13 protein-coding genes are annotated in these 20,370 nt (G+C 49.0%); 11 read left to right on the top strand and 2 right to left on the bottom strand.

The genetic code is table 11. The features are described from left to right. The first annotated feature begins 232 nt into the window (after positions 1–232). The 11 genes from IC229_RS31300 to IC229_RS31245 all read left to right on the top strand — a co-directional run bounded on the left by IC229_RS31300 (position 233) and on the right by IC229_RS31245 (position 19,150). On the top strand, positions 233–1,876 hold the full coding sequence (locus IC229_RS31300) for a pectate lyase family protein (protein WP_190892319.1): 1,644 nt from the start codon (positions 233–235) through the stop codon (positions 1,874–1,876). A gap of 157 nt (positions 1,877–2,033) precedes the next feature. Beyond that, positions 2,034–5,180, top strand: a complete 3,147-nt coding sequence (locus IC229_RS31295; RefSeq protein ID WP_190892317.1) for a DUF6298 domain-containing protein — start codon at positions 2,034–2,036, stop codon at positions 5,178–5,180. Continuing rightward, entirely contained in the window at positions 5,177–7,114 is a 1,938-nt protein-coding gene (locus tag IC229_RS31290; RefSeq protein WP_223834305.1) for an exo-alpha-sialidase, read from the top strand. Before IC229_RS31295 ends, IC229_RS31290 begins: the two co-directional genes overlap by 4 nt. Before the next feature lie 137 nt (positions 7,115–7,251). After that, positions 7,252–8,400, top strand: a complete 1,149-nt coding sequence (locus IC229_RS31285) for a sialidase family protein (RefSeq protein WP_190892316.1) — start codon at positions 7,252–7,254, stop codon at positions 8,398–8,400. 114 nt (positions 8,401–8,514) lie between these two features. Further along, positions 8,515–9,663: an iron-containing alcohol dehydrogenase gene (locus IC229_RS31280; RefSeq protein ID WP_190892314.1), complete on the top strand. Its 1,149-nt coding sequence runs from the start codon at positions 8,515–8,517 to the stop codon at positions 9,661–9,663. 9 nt (positions 9,664–9,672) lie between these two features. Beyond that, positions 9,673–10,602 carry a dihydrodipicolinate synthase family protein gene (locus tag IC229_RS31275; protein ID WP_223834304.1) on the top strand — a complete coding sequence of 310 codons (930 nt, stop codon included), beginning with the start codon at positions 9,673–9,675 and terminating at the stop codon, positions 10,600–10,602. 145 nt (positions 10,603–10,747) lie between these two features. After that, on the top strand, positions 10,748–11,854 hold the full coding sequence (pdxA, locus tag IC229_RS31270) for a 4-hydroxythreonine-4-phosphate dehydrogenase PdxA (protein ID WP_190892311.1): 1,107 nt from the start codon (positions 10,748–10,750) through the stop codon (positions 11,852–11,854). 34 nt (positions 11,855–11,888) lie between these two features. Further along, complete coding sequence (locus IC229_RS31265) at positions 11,889–13,028, top strand: four-carbon acid sugar kinase family protein (RefSeq protein ID WP_190892309.1); 1,140 nt, start codon at positions 11,889–11,891, stop codon at positions 13,026–13,028. A 16-nt stretch (positions 13,029–13,044) separates the two neighbouring features. Then, a complete protein-coding gene (locus IC229_RS35530; RefSeq protein ID WP_223834303.1) occupies positions 13,045–16,011 on the top strand; it encodes a sodium:solute symporter family transporter in 2,967 nt (988 codons plus the stop codon). A 57-nt stretch (positions 16,012–16,068) separates the two neighbouring features. After that, on the top strand, positions 16,069–16,965 hold the full coding sequence (locus IC229_RS31250; protein WP_190892307.1) for a sugar phosphate isomerase/epimerase family protein: 897 nt from the start codon (positions 16,069–16,071) through the stop codon (positions 16,963–16,965). Positions 16,966–17,080: 115 nt separating this feature from the next. Beyond that, positions 17,081–19,150 (top strand): aceric acid hydrolase, encoded by a 2,070-nt coding sequence (locus tag IC229_RS31245; RefSeq protein ID WP_190892306.1) that lies wholly within the window; start codon positions 17,081–17,083, stop codon positions 19,148–19,150. Positions 19,151–19,311: 161 nt separating this feature from the next. Here the strand turns inward: IC229_RS31245 and IC229_RS31240 are convergent, their stop codons facing one another. Continuing rightward, positions 19,312–19,770 carry a hypothetical protein gene (locus tag IC229_RS31240; protein ID WP_190892304.1) on the bottom strand — a complete coding sequence of 153 codons (459 nt, stop codon included), beginning with the start codon at positions 19,768–19,770 and terminating at the stop codon, positions 19,312–19,314. A 20-nt stretch (positions 19,771–19,790) separates the two neighbouring features. Beyond that, the gene (locus IC229_RS31235) at positions 19,791–20,162 is read right to left on the bottom strand and encodes a hypothetical protein (protein ID WP_190892303.1); all 372 of its coding nucleotides are present in this window, start codon (positions 20,160–20,162) and stop codon (positions 19,791–19,793) included. Between the last annotated feature and the right edge of the window lie 208 nt (positions 20,163–20,370).

The following is a 20,370-nucleotide window of genomic DNA, read 5'->3' as shown; positions in this document are numbered from 1 at the left end:
TTACCACCTGTACGAATAATCTGGCTAAACATAGCTAGTTGCTCGCTTGGCTACCCGACAAAAGTGCCCGTTTTTAGAGCGTTTACTATTACTTTAATCCGGAATGATAATATCCTATACATTGCCGAAAAAATGATATAGATATTGCCGCATTTTATAGGCTTATTTTGAGCTTGTAATACAACCCGAATCGCTACCTTACTATCATTTCTCTCAACAGAAATTTTCGACAATGAAAAAACTAATCGCTCCTTTAGTGCTTTCCATCCTTCTGGCAGGTCGGCAGACAAGTACGCTGGCGCAGTATCCGACAATTCCGGCCGATGTTCAGAAAGAAAGCGATGAACTGCTGAAAGAGACCTGGCGTCAATCGGATATTGCCTGGGAAAAAGCGAAGCCTATTATTGCGAAAGAAGCAAAGGAAGGGCGACCTTATATCCCCTGGGCGGCCCGTCCGGTCGATTTGCCGCAGGCCAGTATCCCGGCTTTTCCGGGGGCTGAAGGCGGTGGTGCCTATACGTTTGGTGGGCGCGGTGGTAAAGTTATTGTCGTGACAAGTCTGGCCGATAGTGGTCCCGGTACGTTGCGGGAGGCCTGCGAACAAGGTGGCGCACGTACCGTTGTGTTCAACGTAGCGGGTATCATCAAATTAAAAAGCCCACTGATTATCAGAGCTCCTTACATTACAATCGCTGGGCAGACGGCACCGGGTGATGGCGTTTGTATAGCGGGCGAATCGGTCTGGATCAATACGCACGACGTATTGGTTCGGTTTATGCGCTTCCGGCGGGGCGAAACGGGCGTTGGCCGTCGCGACGATTCGATTGGAGGAAATCCCATTGGCAATATCATGATCGACCACGTATCGGCAAGCTGGGGGCTCGATGAGAACATGTCGATGTACCGCCATATGTATAATGACAGCACCGGTAAAACCGTAGAAGAAAAGCTGCCAACGGTTAATATTACGATTCAGAATTCGATTTTCTCGGAAGCGCTCGATACGTGGAATCACGCATTCGGCAGTACGTTAGGTGGCGAAAATTGTACGTTCATGCGTAACCTGTGGGCCGACAATGCAGGCCGGAATCCGTCGATTGGCTGGAATGGTATTTTCAATTTCGCCAACAACGTAATCTTCAACTGGGTGCACCGCTCGATGGACGGGGGCGATTATACAGCTATGTACAATATTATCAACAACTACTACAAGCCCGGCCCCGAAACGCCTAAAAATTCGCCCCTTGCATACCGTATCTTGAAACCTGAATCAGGACGTAGCAAGCTGCCTTATCGGGTGTACGGACGAGCATACGTAGCGGGCAATATTGTTGAGGGTAATGAGAAGGTGACGAAAGATAATTGGGACGGTGGCGTTCAGGTTGAGGATCAGGCGAATGCGGGAGAATACACGGCCAACATCAACTGGAAAGAGCCACTGCCCATGCCTAAACTCACCATCGTATCGGCCAAACAGGCCCATGACTTTGTGCTGGAAAATTCCGGCGCTACGTTACCAAAGCGTGATCCGGTCGACACGCGCATCGTTGAGCAGGTACGTACCGGAAAGATTACGTATAAAGAAGGCGTAAAATTGCCCGAAACACAGTTCAAACACCGTCGTTTACCCATCGATTCGTATAAAAATGGCATCATTACCGATCCGATTCAGGTCGGTGGTTATCCTGAATACAAAGGCGCGCCTTACGTTGATTCGGATAAAGATGGCATGCCTGATGCCTGGGAAACCAAAAACGGCCTGAATCCGAAAGATGCATCAGACGCCAGCCAGGATAAAAACAAGGATGGCTATACCAATATTGAAGAGTATCTGAATAGCGTTGTGTCCGCTGCTCAGGTTCGGCCTAGAACGTAGTGTTTCTTTTGTCATTCTGACGAAGCCGGGCCGCCGAAGCGGAAAAACCTTAAAGTATACTTACTTAATCCTTAGGAAACCTTAAGATTCTTCCGCTCCGGCGGCCCGGCTTCGTCAGAATGACAAAAAATAAAAATGCCTTAATTCCTCCTAAACCGTGCTCAAACTCAACCTCTTTGCCACTATCATTTCGCTTCTGCTTGCTTTTGGGCGGACGGAAGAAGTACGTGCGCAAGGAAAGAAACCCGCTCCACCAAAACCAGTGTCACTGGGGAGCGATGGGCATTTGGTATACACGCCTGATGAGTTGGGCAACCGCATTCCTGATTTTTCATATTGCGGATATCAGGCTGGAGAACAGGCCATTCCGAACGTAGCGATTCAAGTCACGGTGCCGGTACGCAAAGGCGATGCCACACGACGGATTCAGGCGGCTATTGACTACGTAGCGTCGCTGCCGACCAATAAAGACGGTTTTCGTGGCACGGTTTTGCTGGAAAAAGGAGTCCATGAAGTCTCAGGCAGTCTCACCATTTCGGCTTCGGGCGTAGTGCTACGTGGTAGTGGCGTGAATGCGACAACCCTGCTTGGAACTGGTTTCAGTCGTGAAAATCTTATAACAATTTCTGGCAAAAACGACCGTCAATTAGCTTCTTCGGTCGCGATTTCTGACCGTTACGTTCCCGTCAACGCGACCAAAATTCGCGTTACCAACGTAGCAGATTTTAAGATTGGCGATTACGTTCAGGTTCGTCGGCCTTCGACTAAAGAGTGGATTCAGAAACTAGGTACTGATACGTTCGGCGGAGGAATTTCGGCACTAGGCTGGAAACCGGGTCAGCGCGACCTGTTTTGGGATCGGCAAATTACCGCCGTCAACGATACCGAAATCACGCTGGATGCACCCTTGACGACGGCGCTGGATTCGGCTTATGGTAGCGGAACGGTTGCCCGCTACGCCTGGCCGGGACGTATCACGCACACGGGAATTGAAAATCTGCAACTTGCTTCAACATTCGACAAAAGCAATCCGAAAGACGAAGACCATCGCTGGATGGCCATCGTTCTCGAAAACGTGCAGGACGCCTGGGTACGGCAGGTTGTGTTTCGGCACTTTGCGGGTTCGGCGGTATTTGTTCAGGAAACGGCCAAACGTATCACCATTGAAGATTGCCATTCGCTGGAGCCGGTTTCTGAAATTGGGGGAGAGCGACGTAATACGTTCTTTATCAAAGGGCAACAAGTTCTTTCTCAACGACTTTATTCAGAATCGGGTATTCACGATTTTGCGGTTGGTTTTTGCAGTGCCGGGCCGAACGCGTTTGTGCAGTGTGAGTCACATCTTCCATTCAGCTTCAGCGGCAGTATCGATAGTTGGGCGTCGGGCGTGCTGTTCGACGTAGTGAATGTGGATGGCAACGCGCTACGTTTCGCCAATCGTGGTCAGGATGAACAGGGCGCGGGCTGGAATGCGGCCAACAGTGTTTTCTGGCAATGCACCGCTTCTCGTGTCGATTGTTACCAGCCTCCAACGGCGCAAAATTGGGCGTTCGGTACGTGGGCGCAGTTCTCAGGGGATGGTTACTGGGATCGGTCGAATGAGCATGTGCAGCCACGTAGTTTGTACTACGCTCAATTGAAAGATCGTTTGGGCGAGCGTGTTACGTCTCGAACCATTCTGTTGCCCGTTGACTCAGAAGCGTCGAGCAGTCCGAAAATCGACGTAGCGGCCGCACTCACGAAAGAAGCGATCAAGCCAGCGCCGACATTATACGATTTTATCACAGCCGCACCTCTGCGTCAACCCATTCCTGCTACGTCATCAGCGAAGTCGATTGATGTTCTCGGACTTCCTAAAGAGCAACTTGTCAAAAAGGCGGAACCAATGCAGATTCAGCAGGGGAAACTGGTTCGCGGTGGTACGTTGCTGGCTGGTCGGCGGCAGGAAATAACCTGGTGGAATGGCAGCGCGCGCCCTTATGGATTGGCCGGAGCGAAATCACATATTACGCGCTACGTACCAGGTATGACAGGCAAGGGATTGACTGATAATCTGGACGTAATGACCGATTCGATGAAGGCTGATAACGTACTGGCTATCGACCACAATTATGGTCTCTGGTACGACCGTCGGCGCGACGATCACGAACGAATTCGTCGGATGGATGGCGACGTTTGGCCGCCGTTTTATGAGTTACCGTTCGCGCGCAGTGGAAAAGAAACGGCCTGGGATGGCCTGAGCAAATACGATTTAACCAAATACAACCATTGGTACTGGAATCGACTGAAACAGTTTGCCGACCTTGCCGACCAGAAAGGACTGGCTTTGATTCACGAAAATTATTTCCAGCACAACATCATCGAAGCGGGTGCGCATTACGCTGATTTCCCCTGGCGACCCGCCAACAATATCAACAACACGGGTTTTCCTGAACCTGTACCCTACGCGGGCGACAAACGAATTTTCATGGCTGAGCAATTTTACGACGTATCGCATCCAGTTCGGCGGGCATTGCATCGGGCCTACATTCGCCAGTGTCTTAACAATTTTACGGGTAACACGGGCGTGATTCAGCTTATCAGTGCTGAGTACACCGGTCCACTGTCTTTCACGCAATTCTGGATTGATACGATTAGCGAATGGGAACGCGAAACCGGCAGGAAAGTAATCGTTGGTCTTAGTACTACCAAAGATGTTCAGGACGCGATTTTAGCCGATGCCAAACGTGCTTCGGTCGTCAATCTGATTGACATTCGGTACTGGCATTATCAGGCCAACGGTGCTACGTATGCGCCCGCCGGTGGTCAGAATCTGGCTCCCCGTCAGCACGCCCGACTAACCCCGCCAAAGAAAAGTTCGTTTGAGCAGGTCTACCGGGCAGTAAAAGAATATCGCCAAAAATTCCCGGAGAAGGCCGTTACGTATGCCGCCGATAGTTACGATTCGATGGGCTGGGCGGTGCTAATCGCCGGAGGTTCCATGCCGAACGTACCATCATTGACCGACCCGCAATTTCTGGCTGAGGCCGCAAAAATGCACCCGCTTGATTTGCCACAAACGCCTGCAAACCAATGGGCATTGGGCGACGAAAAAACGGGCTATATTCTTTACAACGAATCATCGAATGCAGTTCAGCTTGATCTGACGAAAGCGGCTGGTACGTTCACTATATATTTTGTAAATCCGAAAACAGGGCAAATCACCAAATCGAACGACGTAGCGAAAGGTGGTAGTGTCGTTAGTTTGAAAAAACAGAGTGAAGGGGCCGAGGTGATTTGGTTGAAAAAAAGTAAAGGGCTATGAGGAAAAATAATATTACCCCCAACCCCCTGAAGGGGGCTAGAATTCGCGGCCTAAAAGCCCCCTTCAGGGGGTTGGGGGTAATATTATTTTTCTGCCTCACTCACCTCCACGCGCAAGACACCGTTCGCTACGTGGGTACTACGTTGTCGAATGTTGATTATCACCACGGGCAGTTAGGTCCTGCGGTGGGTGTGCATAACATTCAGGTTTTCAGGGCGAATCGCGAGCACCCGGAGTTGGCGGGTGGTTTGAACTGGACGTACAACCACGCGCCCATGCTGACCTACTGGAACAATACGTACTACGTTCAATTTCTGAGCAATCCGGTTGGCGAACACGTACCACCCGGCCAGACACTACTTCTGACGTCAAAAGATGGTTCCAACTGGTCGAAACCGACGGTCGTTTTTCCGCCCTACAAAATACCCGATGGCTGGAAAAAGGAAGGTCGGCCAGAGGTGGCGAAGGACTTGTATGCGGTGATGCACCAGCGAATGGGTTTCTACGTAGCAACGAACAAACGGCTGCTGACGCTTGGATTTTATGGCATCGTGATGGGACCGAAAGATGACCCAAACGACGGAAATGGCATCGGCCGGGCCGTTCGCGAAATCTATTCCGATGGAAAGTTCGGGCCAATTTACTTCATCCGGCACAATACGTCCTGGGATAATCGGAGCGCCGACCGAACCAAGTCGACGTATCCGTTTTACACGACTTCGAAAGACAAGGGTTTTGTGGATGCCTGCAACGAACTGTTGAGTAATACCTTAATGATGCAACAGTGGATTGAAGAAGCCGACCGCAACGACCCGTTGATTTCACTTAAGAAAGACGTAAAGGCGTTCAGTTATTATCATTTGCCTGATAATCGGGTGGTTGGACTCTGGAAACATGCCTTGACGACAATCAGCAAAGACGACGGCAAAACCTGGCTCTACAATCCGCTTCGGGCACCGGGTTTTGTGAATAGCAATGCCAAAATCTGGGGGCAAAAAACGTCGGATGGGCAGTACGTTACCGTCTACAATCCATCGGAATTCCGCTGGCCGTTGGCCTTGTCGACCAGCAAAGACGGGCTGAATTACACGAATCTGCTGCTGGTCAATGGCGAAATTACGTCCATGCGCTACGGTGGCGCTTACAAGTCCTATGGCCCTCAGTACGTTCGCGGTATCGAAGAAGGAAACGGTACTCCGCCTGATGGCAATTTGTGGGTGACGTACAGTGTGAATAAGGAAGATATCTGGGTTTCCAGGATTCCGGTACCTGTCACCGACGTAGTGACTTCGCACCCGAACGAAACCTTTGCTACGTTGCCTGCGGGCGAAGAACTGAAACTCTGGAACATCTACAGTCCAATCTACGCATCGGCCAAAATCGAGCCACTAGACGGAGCGAAAGCGCTGGTGCTACGTGACAAAGATCCGTTCGATTACGCCAAAGCGGAGCGGGTGATTCCTGATTCAAAGAAAGTTGTCGTCGAGTTTACGGTAGCTCCTCAACATCGGACCGCCGACCGAGCCAATAAAGGTACGTTACACATTGAGTTTCAGGATGCGAAAGGCAATGCAGCAGTACGACTGATGTTTGATTCCGACAGCCTGTTGAAGGCCAAAGTGGGCTACCGCGATTCGAACATTCAGAAATACGAAGCGGGGAAACAGTATGACGTACGTATCGAATTGGACCGCGACAAACGGATGTTCACTACGTTCGTCAACGGTCAGTCGAAAGGAACGCGGTTGTTTTTTGCGCCTGTAGCGTCGTTCCGTCGGGTTGTTTTCCGAACGGGTGGGGTGCGCCGTTTTCCGGATGCTGATACGCCTACTGACCAGAGCTACGATCTGCCTAAAGGTGGTGAATTGGAGCCTGAAGCCGTTTACGTGATTAAGTCTTTTAAAACAAGCGCATTACAGAACCGAGCAGAGTGATTTTTCTTGTCATGCTGACCGGGCCGCCGGAGCGGGAACGAAGCATCTTAATGTTTCATAAATCTCAAGTTTGGATACTTTAAGATGCTTCCTTCGTCAGCATGACAAGAAATCAACAGAAAAAGCCTCATAATGAAATGAATAGAAAAACACGTTATATAGCCCTACTCATCACACTGGCGTTTTCCAGTGCTACGTTCGCTCAGGTAGCCAAGTGGCAATCAGGATTGGTGACGGATGAGTTTGTGGTTGAGAATCCGCCTTTCCCGGAAAGTCATGCCGCTACCATCGCCGAAACGCCAACTGGGTTGGTATCAGCCTGGTTTGGAGGTACTAAAGAGCGAAATCCGGATGTATGCATCTGGATCAGTCGGCAGGAAAAAGGCAAGCAGGGTGCCGCCCAGTGGCTGGCTCCGCAGAACGTAGCGAATGGTATCGTCAATGATACGTTGCGATACGCCTGCTGGAATCCAGTTCTGTATCAGATACCCAAAGGTGATTTGATGCTTTTCTACAAGGTTGGCCCAAGTCCGTCGAAGTGGTGGGGACAACTGAAAACGTCGTCGGATGGCGGGCGTACATGGTCGGCGGCAAAGAAGTTGCCCGAAGGCTATATTGGCCCAGTCAAAAACAAACCGGTTTTACTCAGTAATGGAAACCTAGTTTGTCCGTCCAGTACGGAAGGCGCTGGCTGGAAACTACATTTCGAAATAACCCCTGATTTTGGCAAAACGTGGCGAAAAGTTGGGCCGATCAACGACGGAAAAACTTTGAATGCTATTCAACCCAGTGTTTTGTCGTACGGAAACGGTAAACTCCAGATTCTGGCACGTAGCAAAGACCGCGCTATTGAAGAATCCTGGTCAACAGATAACGGCGAAACCTGGTCACCACTAAGCAAAACGAACTTACCGAACAATAACTCAGGCACCGACGCGGTCACGCTGAAAGATGGTCGGCAGGTGCTGGTGTATAACCACGTATTACCACCCGGTGATCTTGCCAAAGGCCCACGCACTCCGTTGAATCTAGCTATATCGAACGATGGAAAAAACTGGTCCGCAGCTATGATTCTGGAAGATTCGCCGATTAGCCAATACTCATATCCATCTGTAATTCAGACAAGTGACGGAATGATTCACGTGATTTATACCTGGCGTCGTCAGAAGATTAAACATGCCGTTATTGATCCGAAAAGACTGAAGATCAAACCAATTGAAAACGGTGTCTGGCCTTCGATGGACGGGTACTCAGCACCGATTGCCAAAGAGATTACGAAGGATTAGAGATCATTTTTTTGTCATTCTGAGGAACGAAGAATCTTAAACTTTCCTAATGTGACGCTTTAAAATTCTTCGTTCCTCAGAATGACAAAAAACACTCAATCAGAATTTAACCGAATGAGTCAATTTTTAACCATACAATTCCCCGGCAAACTGGTCTTTGGCAACGGGTCGCTGGCGAATCTGGCCGATGAGGTGATTCGCTTAACGCCCAAACGTGTGCTGCTAATCACGATCAGTCCGTTGCTTAGTACGTTGAAGAATCTTGTTGCTACGTTGGAAGTCAACGGAATACAGGTTCAAACTGATACCAGCATCGTCCAGGAACCGTCGTTTACCGATTTCACTACGTTGATGGAATCGGTGAACCCATTTAATCCCGACGTAGTGCTGGGAATTGGTGGCGGCAGCGTACTCGACGTAGCGAAACTGGTTGCCGCTCAACTCGACAACGACCAGACGCTTACCGCCATGCTGGGTATCGGCAACCTGAGCGGACGTAGTAAAAAACTCATCTGCGTACCTGCTACGTCGGGAACGGGTAGTGAAGCCTCCCCGAACGCCATTCTGGTCGATAATGCTGATAATCAGAAAAAAGGAATTATCAGCCCATTTCTGGTGCCGGATATCGTGTACGTCGATCCGCTGCTGACGATGAGTGTTCCGCCGTCGATTACAGCCGCTACCGGTATCGACGCGCTGACGCATTGCCTGGAAGCTTACACCAACAAGTTTACCCAACCCTTCATCGACATGTACGCGTATGAAGGCATGCGCCTGATTGCCAGCAACATTGTGCAGGCGGTACGCAACGGAGCCGATGAAGAAGCTCGCTCTCAGGTAGCTATGGGAAGTCTGCTCGGCGGATTTTGTTTGGGGCCAGTCAACACGGCGGGGGTTCATGCACTGTCGTACCCACTGGGCAGTATGTTCCATCTGGCGCATGGACTCTCCAATGCGTTGCTGCTGCCGTATGTTATGGAATTTAATATACCGGCGGCTGTCTGTCGATACGCTCAGGTAGCTACGGCGCTAGGGTGCGAACGAGGCAAAGATTGCGCTGAAACAGCCGCCAACGGTGTGCAGAAAATCAAGGAGTTAATTCGGGAATGCGGTATTCCGGCACGATTACGCGATGTTGAAATTCCTAAAGATGCCATTCCTCAGATGGCCGACGATGCTCTGAAAATCACTCGCTTATTGAAAAATAATCCACGGGAAATTACCCGTGATGATGCTATTGCCATTTATTCAGCCGCTTATTAGGCTATGACTATGAAAAAGAAATACCAGGGCGTTGTGGTTCCGCTGGTTACGCCACTAACCGAAGCCTATCGATTGGACGTAGCAGCCGTTGAGAAGATGGTGTCTAACCTCCATACCAGCGAAGCCATGCCCTTTATCCTGGGTACCACCGGGGAAGCGACTTCGTTGCCAATGTCGGTGAAAAAGGCTTACGTGAACGAAGCGGCAAAACTAAAATCGACTGGGCGGCAATCCGCTGACACAATCCTGTATGCGGGTATTTCCGCGAATTGCCTGGAGGAGTCGGTTGAGTTTGCCAACTACTGCTTCGATTCAGGTGTGGATGCGGTAGCAGCTACCCTCCCCTGCTATTACGTCTTATCGGAAGGGCAGATGAAACGCTATTTCGAGCAGTTGGCTGATCAACTGAATGGCCCGATGATTATCTACAACATCTTCGCCACGACCCGCATGTCGATTCCTATTCCAGTGATCGACGAGTTAAGTCATCACCCGAATATTGTCGGTGTTAAAGATTCGGAACGTAGCATGGACCGGCTGACGGAATCGGTAGCGCTTTGGGCAAATCGACCCGATTTCAGCCATTTTATGGGTTGGGCGGCCCGATCAGCCCATGCCATGCTGGCCGGTAGCGATGGTCTGGTACCCAGCACGGGAAATCTGTTTCCAGCCATATACCGCGATATGCTGAAAGCGGTTCAGAACGGTGACGAAGAGAAAGCGTTTTCCTGTCAGAATCAGTCGGATGTATTCGGTCATTTGTACCAGTCGGGCCGAACGCTGGGTGAATCGTTATGGGCGCTGAAAGTGCTGATGCAGGAATATGGCCTCTGCGGAACAACTATGATGCCCCCATTACAACCACAATCTGAGCAGGAAGAAACTACATTGAAAACCGACCTCGCTGAATTACTGGCGAAGGAAGAAATACAAATCTGATGTGTATAGTTTACGACTGCTTTTGTCATGCTGACGAAGCCGGGCCGCCGGCTTCGTCAGCATGACAAAAGCAGTCGTAAACTATATACCTGAAGGTACAGGCAAGCCCAATATATTAGAACCGCAAATCGGAATACCCCTAATAATGAACAACGAAGAAAAACCAATAATCGGGATCACAATGGGCGATCCAGCCAGCATCGGTCCCGAAATAGCCGTGAAGGCATTATTAAATCCGACGGTATACGAAATCTGCAACCCGGTTCTGGTAGGCGATGCTGGTGTGTTTTCGGATATAGCAAAAAGATTAAACCTGAACGTAGTAATACGTCCTATCCACTCCATACAAAACGCTACGTTCCAGTTTGGTACGATTGACGTATATGATCTTAACAACGTAGCGCTGAGCGATTTGCGATTCGGCGAAATCTCGGCCATGGCGGGCGAAGCCGCGTTTGCATCCGTAAAAACCGTTATCGATCTGGCGATGGCCGATGAAATTGACGCAACCGTAACGGGCCCGATCAACAAAAAATCCATCAACGAAGCCGGTCATCATTTTGCTGGTCATACTGAAATCTACGCGCACTACACCAACACGAAGAAATATGGTATGCTGTTAGTTGAAGATCAATTAAAAGTGATTCACGTATCGACCCACGTATCGCTTCGGCAGGCCTGCGATCTGGTGAAGAAAGACCGGATTCTTGAGGTAATTGAGTTGTTGCATAATGGACTGATTTCACTGGGCGAGTCGAATCTAAAAATTGGCGTAGCGGGTCTGAATCCGCACGCTGGCGATTCGGGCCTGTTTGGTACCGAAGATGATGAAGAAATCGCACCAGCGGTGACCGAAGCTAAACTCCGGGGATTTGACGTAGAAGGTCCGGTTCCCGCCGATACGTTGTTCTCCAAAGCAGCAACTGGTTATTACGGTGGAGTCGTAGCGATGTACCACGATCAGGGCCATATTCCGTTTAAACTAACGGGTTTCAAATGGAACGCCGAGAAAAAGCAGATGGATAGCGTTAAAGGCGTAAATATCACAATGGGTTTGCCCATCATACGTACCTCAGTAGATCACGGAACCGCTTTTGAAATTGCCGGTAAAGGTGTAGCCAGCCCCGATGCCATGCTGCTGGCGATTGAGTCGGCAGTTCAGTTGGCGAAAGTAAAGAACAAAACCGGAACGCCGGCCGGAATGAAAGAGCGAAAGAGCGACAAAAACTTGCGTCAGTATTCACTCTTTTAGTTTTTCACTCTTTCACTATTTCGCTCTTAAAAACATGGTTGCTGTCATTGCGGATGATTTAACGGGGGCAGCGGAACTGGCAGGTATTGGCCTAAGCTTTGGTTTGACTGTCGAACTGGCGATGTCGGTCAATCCGCAATCGACCGCCGAATTAATTGTTATTGCTACCGATGCGCGGTCTGTTTCGGAGTCGGAAGCTGTGCAGGAAATGAGTGAAGTGAGTGCTACGTTACGCACCATGAAGCCGCAACTGATTTTCAAAAAGACAGATTCGGTGCTACGTGGTTATGTAATTGCCGAGGCTAAAGCGCAATTGGACGTATTGGATTTAGAGAAAGCGCTTATTGTCCCGGCGAATCCAGCGTTGGGTAGAATGCTGATCGATGGTCATTACTACGTTCAAGGGCAGCTCATTCATCAAACCCATTTTTCAACCGATCCGGAGTTTCCGATCATCGAATCGGACGTACTGAAACGACTGTCGGTAAACGACGTACCATTAACTGTACAACCATCCACAACGGCCTCACTTCAGCCGGGCATTGTCATCGGTGAAGCCGGTACGCAGGGCGACTTAAAAATATGGGCCGGACGTATCGATGAGCAGACGTTACCGGGCGGTGGTGCGGGTTTCTTCGAAGCTGTCCTTGGCACGCGTTACGTTCCCAAACGCATACCGAGTCCAGAAATCATCTTAGGCAACCGCAAATTTTATGTATGTGGAACTGCCTTTGGACGTAGTGTCGAGTTGGTTAAAAAGGCAGCAGTAGCCAAAAATGGCGTCAGTTATATGCCGAAAAATCTGCTGAATTCCGTTGATCAGGAAGCCGCTGAATTAGCCAATTGGGTAGAACGAATCGTTGCATGTTTTGAGCGGCATGATGCGGTAATTATTGCGATAGAATCTAATACGAGTGGGCAGGCAATTCAACTACGCAGCGTAATGGCGAAAGCAGTGAAACAGGTACTTGATCAGGTTTCCGTAGATGAATTAATTATCGAAGGAGGTTCAACGGCGTCGGCTGTGCTACGTGAAATCGGTGTTACGCAACTTGCTCCGACGCATGAACTGGCAACTGGCGTCGTCCGAAGCGCGGCTATCGACCATGAGCCTTTATACATTACAATGAAACCCGGAAGCTATCGCTGGCCCACGGACTTATGGTCATTTTGATTAATTCCTGAACCGAATGTCAATCCCAACCCTTAGCCTGATCGATTACCTTATAATTGGTGCGGTACTGATTATCAACCTGTATTTTGGGTTGCGCTACGCGAAAAATCAACGTACTACCGAAACCTATTTTGCCGCCAGAGGCCGGGTGCCTGCCTGGGCCATTGGTATGTCGCTGCTGGCGACGCTCATCAGCAGTGTTACGTTTCTGGGTTATCCAAGCGAAGGGTATTCATCAAACTGGTTGTTGCTGGTTCAGGGCCTCATGGTGCCCGTTGTTTTGCTGGGTACCATCTGGTTCATCGTGCCGCTGTATCGCAAAGTCATTGGCCTCAGTACGTACGAATATTTCGAGAAACGATTCGGTTCCTTCGCTCGCTATTATAGCTCTATTGCGTTCGTTCTCAGGCAGTTTTCTTCGATGGGAACGGTTTTCTTTCTACTGTCGGTAGCGCTGACGAACATGACTGGTGGCGATACGTTCTACATCATTATCGTAGTCGGGCTGATTATCATTACGGTCAATTTGCTGGGGGGTATCGAAGCCGTCATCTGGCTGGACGTCTTTCAGGGATTTATGCTCTTTGCCAGCGGAATTCTCTGCGTTACGGTCATCTTATTCTCCGTCAATGGTGGATTTTCCGAGGTTATTCATACGGCTTCGGAGAATGGGCGAACTGGTTTTGGGCCATACGATCTGGATTTCACGAAACTCACGTTTGTCGTAATGGTCATTAACGGCATGTTCTACGCCATCCAGAAATACGGCACCGATCAGACCGTTGTGCAGCGCTACCTGACCGCCAAAACCGACAAAGCCGCCATCAAAGCGTCAATTTTAGGCATCTCACTGACTGTGCCCGTCTGGGCGCTGTTTATGTTTATCGGAACGGCGCTGTTCGTCTATTATAAACAGAATCCCCTACCCCAAAATCTGCGTCCGGATGCTATTTTCCCGTATTTCATCATGACGAAATTCCCGACGGGCGTGGTTGGATTCATTCTGGCGGCCATGATTTCGGCGGCTATTTGCAGCCTCAGTGCCGATCTGAATTCCTTAGCGGCCGTTGGCCTGGAAGATTTCTATAAAAAATTCCGTCCGACACGTACCGATAGCGAATACCTCAGGGTCAGTAAAACGATTGTCATCATTTCCGGCCTGATCGCAATAGGGATTGGCGCCATTTACTTACAAGCTGGTAATGAGGGAGTTTTAGGGATTGTCTTTACGTTATACGCTATCTTTTCAGGAGGTATTGTCGGAATTTTTCTGCTGGGTATTTTCAGTGCGCGCGCCAACCGGCAAGGGGTAAATATTGCCATTGTTACGTGTATTCTGTTCACTTCCTACGCCTTCCTGACGTCTACCAAAATTGGTTACGGAGATGCTAAACGACTGCTGTTAGACCTCGGTGCTTACAATTTCACCCATCACAAATTAATGCTGGGTGTTTATAGTCATTTAGTAGTCATTGGCGTTGGTTACGTAGCCAGCCTGTTCTTCCCGAAACCAAAACTGGACACTAATCTTTTGTACAGCGGTTGGCGGAAGTCATCGAAAGCGTCACTGGCCGAAGATTCTTCGAAACTCGCTACGTTCGGAAAATCTGGAAAAATCGCAGCCGTTTTACTGCTTGTCAGCAGCGTAACAGTCTTCGCCCAAACCGCTGACAATCAATTTAAGAAGCCGCTTAAGGAAGTTATTCAGCAAATAGAAAGTCGGTATTCGGTCAAGATTCGCTACCCGGAAGAGCTGGTGAAAGATAAATACGTTACGTATGCCGACTGGCGATTTCGGCCCGCTGATGTCGAAAAAACGATGGCAAATATTTTATCTTCTCAGGATATTACGTTCGCGAAAGAGGGTGATAAAAAGTATAAGCTTCAGTCTTACCAATATCACCTGAAAACACCCGAAGAAGGCAAACAGCAACTTAATTATCTGGCGACACTCTATCAGGACGTAGCGAGTTGGGAGCGTCGAAAAGCCGCACTACGTTCCTGCATGTGGGATGCGCTAAAACTCTCAAAACTGCCGGCAAAACCTAACAGCCAGCCGATCATCACCAACAAACGTACGTTCGATGGTTACACCGTCGAGAACGTAGCGATTGAAACGTTACCGGGCCTTTACGTTACAGGTTCGCTTTACAAGCCATTGAATACTAAAGGCTTGATGCCAGTGATTCTAAATCCAGACGGCCATTTTGGAGATGGACGTTATCGGGCTGATTGTCAGTATCGCTGTGCCATGCAGGCTCGTATGGGCGCCATTGCCTTCAGTTACGACCTCTTTGCCTGGGGCGAATCGGCGCTGCAATTCAAGAGTGAAGATCACCGTAAAAGCCTTGCTCAAACGGTTCAGATTCTGAACGGAATGCGCATTCTCGACTGGTTGCTTACACGCAGCAATGCTGATGCCAAGCGAGTAGCGATTAGTGGCGGTTCGGGTGGCGGAAGTCAGACCATGTTGATGACTGCCCTGGATGATCGCATTACGTTAAGTGTGCCGGTGGTGATGCTATCGTCGTATCACAGTGGCGGTTGCCCTTGTGAAAGCGGTATGGGCGTGCACCTGTGTGGAAACGGCACCAACAACGTAGAGATTGCCACGATGGCCGCTCCTCGCCCGCAACTTGTTATCTCCGACGGTAAAGACTGGACGCAACACGTACCGGATACGGAATTTCCGTTTCTGCAACGAGTGTATGGTTTTTATGGGAAAACCGATGTACTCAAAAACGTGCATTTGCCGCAGGAAGGTCACGATTACGGCAAAAGCAAACGCCTTGCTTTATATGATTTTCTGGCGCAGCACTTTAGTCTCGATCTTAAAAAAGTACAGGACAAAACGGGTACCATCGACGAATCGAAATGTACGATTGAGCCGTATCCGGCCATGTACGTTTTCGGTGAAAAGGGCGAAAATCTGCCCGCTAACGCAATTCGGAAGTTTGAGGATCTGGAAAAGCTGATCCAGTAACAACGTAGTAAAGCAACTTCCCAAACGCTTGCATTAATCCTATAAAACTCAACAACTATGGCTCTCTCCCGCCGACAATTCATTACGTCCAGTTCACTGCTATCAGCCGGATTATTTCTGCCAGATGCCTGGGTCCGGGCTACTTCTGTCGAAAAGCAAACCTATAAAATTGCGGTCGTTGATTTGATGATTTTGAAGCGCCAGAAATTGGGCGCTTTTCAACTCACCAAAGACATTGGCGCCGACGGTCTGGAAGTGGACATGGGCGGGCTTGGTCAGCGTGATACGTTTGATAACCAACTGGCTAATCCCGAAATACGGCAGCAATTTCTGGATAAAGCGAAAGAACTCAACCTGGAAATCTGTTCGCTGGCCATGTCGGGGTTTTACGCTCAGTCGTTTGCTACACGATCAACGTATCAGCGCATGATTCAGGATTGTTTCGATACGATGAAGGCGATGAACGTCAACGTAGCGTTTTTGCCGCTGGGTACTCAGGGAGACTTGGTGAAAAACCCCGAGCTACGTCCGGCCATTGTCGAACGATTGAAAGTTGTTGGTAAAATGGCAAAGAAAGCTGGTGTTGTGGTCGGCATCGAAACGTCGTTAGATGCTGCGGGCGAAGTGAAACTACTGGATGAAATTGGCTCAAAGAATATTCAGATTTACTTCAACTTTTCCAACCCGCTAAAAGCCGGACGCGACCTGCACAACGAGTTACGTATTCTGGGCAAAAAACGAATTTGCCAGATTCACTGCACTGACGAGGATGGAGTCTGGCTTCAGAATAACACCCGGCTTGATCTGAAAAAAGTAAAACAAACGCTGGATGATATGGGCTGGAAAGGCTGGCTGGTCGTCGAACGTTCCCGCGACGCCAATGACCCACGTAACGTCAAAAAGAATTTTAGTGCTAATACTACGTATCTAAAATCCATTTTTCAGGCGGGATGAGTCCCGATTGAGGACGTAGTAAGCTAACATCCTACAATGGGTTGTGAAAATAGCATATTCTATAGCGGTTTATTCCTATTAATTTTGAATTTCCGCAGATTCTTTTCAAACAGATATGCTTTACCGACTGTCAAACACGACGATTTCCTATAAATCACTCTCTTTAATTCTAGCTGGCTTTTGTTTCAGTTGCCTGACCACTTACGCCCAACAAAAAGGACTGGTCAATACGTCGCAAAGCAAGTTCGTTCGGTTGCAGGGCGTCAATATGAGCGATGTTATGTGGACAACGGGTTTCTGGGCTGATCGCTTTAAAGTTTGCCGGGATTCGATGGTACCTCACCTATGGGATACGTACACCAGCGAGAAAGTCAGTCACTCATTCGAGAATTTTAAAATTGCCGCCGGGCTCGCGTCTGGAAATTTTAAAGGCCCTTCCTTTCACGACGGCGATTTCTACAAAACGCTGGAGTCGCTGGCGGGTATGTACGCGCTCACGCACGACAAAAAGCTGGATGCCTTGATGGATGAGGCCATAGCCGTTATTGCCAAGGCGCAAATGCCGGATGGCTACATCTACACGAAGGCCATCATCCAGCAAAAAAAGTCGGGCGAGTCCACGCCGGGCGAGAAGAAAATGTTCGATGATAAGCTCAGTTTCGAGGCTTACAACTTCGGGCACCTGATGACAGCGGCTTGTGTGCATTACCGCGCTACAGGCAAAACTTCGCTGCTGGATATCGCAAAAAAAGCCACGAATTTCCTGATCGGTTTTTACAACAATGCCAGTCCCGAGCAGGCACGTAACGCCATCTGCCCATCGCACTATATGGGCATTATCGAGATGTATCGTACTACGCGGGAGCCTGGCTATCTGGCTTTAGCGCAGAAGCTAATCGATATTCGTGGGCAAACGGATGGTACCGACGACAACTCCGACCGGGTGCCGTTTCGGAAGATGACCAAGGTAATCGGGCACGCGGTTCGGGCTAATTACCTGTTCGCGGGTGCTGCCGACGTATTTGCCGAAACGGGCGATAGTACCCTGCTCGCTACGTTGGATTTGATGTGGGATGACGTGATTAATCGCAAAATGTACGTAACGGGCGGCTGTGGGGCACTTTATGATGGCGTTTCGCCGGAAGGAACTGCCTATAAACCTGACACGGTGCAGAAAATTCACCAGGCGTACGGCAAGGCATATCAGTTGCCGAACCATTCCGCGCATAACGAAACCTGCGCCAATATTGGCAGCCTACTCTGGAACTACCGGATGCTACAAATCACGGGCAAGGCCAAATATGCGGATGTTATGGAACTGGCGTTGTACAACAGTATTTTGTCAGGAATTAGCCTGGATGGAAACAAGTTCTTTTATACCAATCCGTTAAGCGCATCGGATGATTATCCGTATCACATGCGCTGGATGGGCGGCCGTCAGTCTTACATCCGCCTGTCGAACTGCTGCCCACCGAACACGGTACGTACCCTGGCAGAAGTGAGTAACTATGCGTATAGTGTATCCGATAAAGGCTTGTGGCTGAATCTGTTTGGCGCTAATCAATTGACCACTACGTTGAAAGACGGCTCTCCCATACGACTGACGCAGGAAACCGCCTACCCGTGGGATGGTGCCATAACCGTCACTTTAACGCAGGTGCCCAACAAATCATTTTCGGTATTTGTACGCATTCCGGGGTGGTGTCAGAATGCTACAATCAAAGTAAACGGAGTTGCTACGTCCGCAAAAATCCAATCAGGGGAATATGCGGAACTGAACCGGGCCTGGAAAGCGGGTGATAAAGTTGAGATCAACCTACCAATGTCCGTAAAATTGATCGAAGCCAATCCGTTGGTTGAAGAAGTACGTAACCAGGTGGCCGTAAAACGTGGCCCGGTTATTTACTGTCTGGAATCGGTTGATAACATGAAAGAAAAACTCACTACGTTGGCGCTGTCTCCGAAAAACAATCTCAAACCCAAACTCGTAACCATCGGAAATAGCGAACTGATGGCGCTGGAAGGCAATGCCCAACGTATCGACAACAATACCTGGACGAATCAACTCTACCGCGAAGTATCGGACAAAGCCCCAGCGTCCACTCCCGTTCGGCTGATTCCGTACTACGCCTGGAGCAACCGGGGGCATTCTGAAATGACCGTCTGGATTCCGTTAGTTCGGTAGATTAGTTCAGCGGTCCGATCGAAACCGATTAATTTACTGTCCATCCTGAATCGGCGCTTCGACTGAGATGGTCTGTGGCTGTCGCCGTTTGACGATCAAAAGTTAGTCTCGGATACTCAGGTGCAGGCTTAATTCCTTGCCAAAAGGAGGCTAACTAAAACTCAGCAGTCCAATTTATGAGTAGTCAATACTTTAGCTAAGTGCCGTTGATAGTTGACTAATGTCTGCTCATAATAAGCTACCAATCTTGATCGTCGAGTCTCACTTAAGTGGCTTATTTTCACCTGTTGCCAGCGCTGGTGGGTGGTCGCAATTATTGTCTCAAGCCGTTCGATGTACCGCTCTGTGCGCTCCCGTCGCGCTCGATGAACTCCAAGCAACCACTGTTGATGAACCGAGTGCCAGTCAACTGGCTGGCTTAATACCTGTTCCCATTCGGATGGCTCGATCTGAATTATGCCCATCAAAGAGCCTGTATTTTTAGCCAATCCACTCACCTCCGTCAACAAACTAATCAAATTCGTTTGCGTAGCAGGATTGGCCAGATCAATAGACTGGCTAGCCACTTTGTACAAATATTTTTCGAAAATTTGATTAAACGATTGATCGGAATGCTTCATAGTATGGGATAGATTAAGGTTTAGTTAGCGGGTAGCAAAGCTAGTTCGAGTAACATGTTAGCTTGCTGATTGAGCTGCCTTAAAATCCGTGTATGATTAGCCAGTTGCTCATATCTGTTGGCTATAGATTGTTGATCAATTTGGTCAATGTCAAGCAGTAATCTTTCTAATTCGTTTCGCATGGTAGCTTGCAGGCTAATCAATTGAGGAACGTGATATTGCCCTATCCAATTCATTTCATGGCGGGGTGTGTGGTGAATTGAATCCAGATAGAGGCTGATTTGGTTGTACTGGTGAAAGAAATCGGTAGCAGCTACTGACCAGTTAATCAGGATCTTCTTTAATTTCAGTTCAAGGGCAGTGTCTTTCCCGCCTTTTTGTTGCCCCTCCATAGGTACTTTGTTTAACGTTTGAGCTGTTTATTTAATGGAAAGTTAAACAAAAATAACAAGTACGGTAATACACCTACAATAAAGGTGACAAAAAGTTAATTTTTAATTAAATATGCAAATATTTTTAGGAATTTCGCTTATAGATTGATTGCCTGCATGCTGGGATTGGCTAACTCATGCCTCAAGTAGTGAGTCAACAACCGCGCTC

Origin of the sequence: Spirosoma profusum (assembly GCF_014699005.1) — a bacterium.
Taxonomy (GTDB): Bacteria; Bacteroidota; Bacteroidia; order Cytophagales; family Spirosomataceae; genus Spirosoma; species Spirosoma profusum.
The sequence above is the reverse complement of the archived record's forward strand: the minus strand, read 5'-3'. Positions and strand labels throughout refer to the sequence as shown.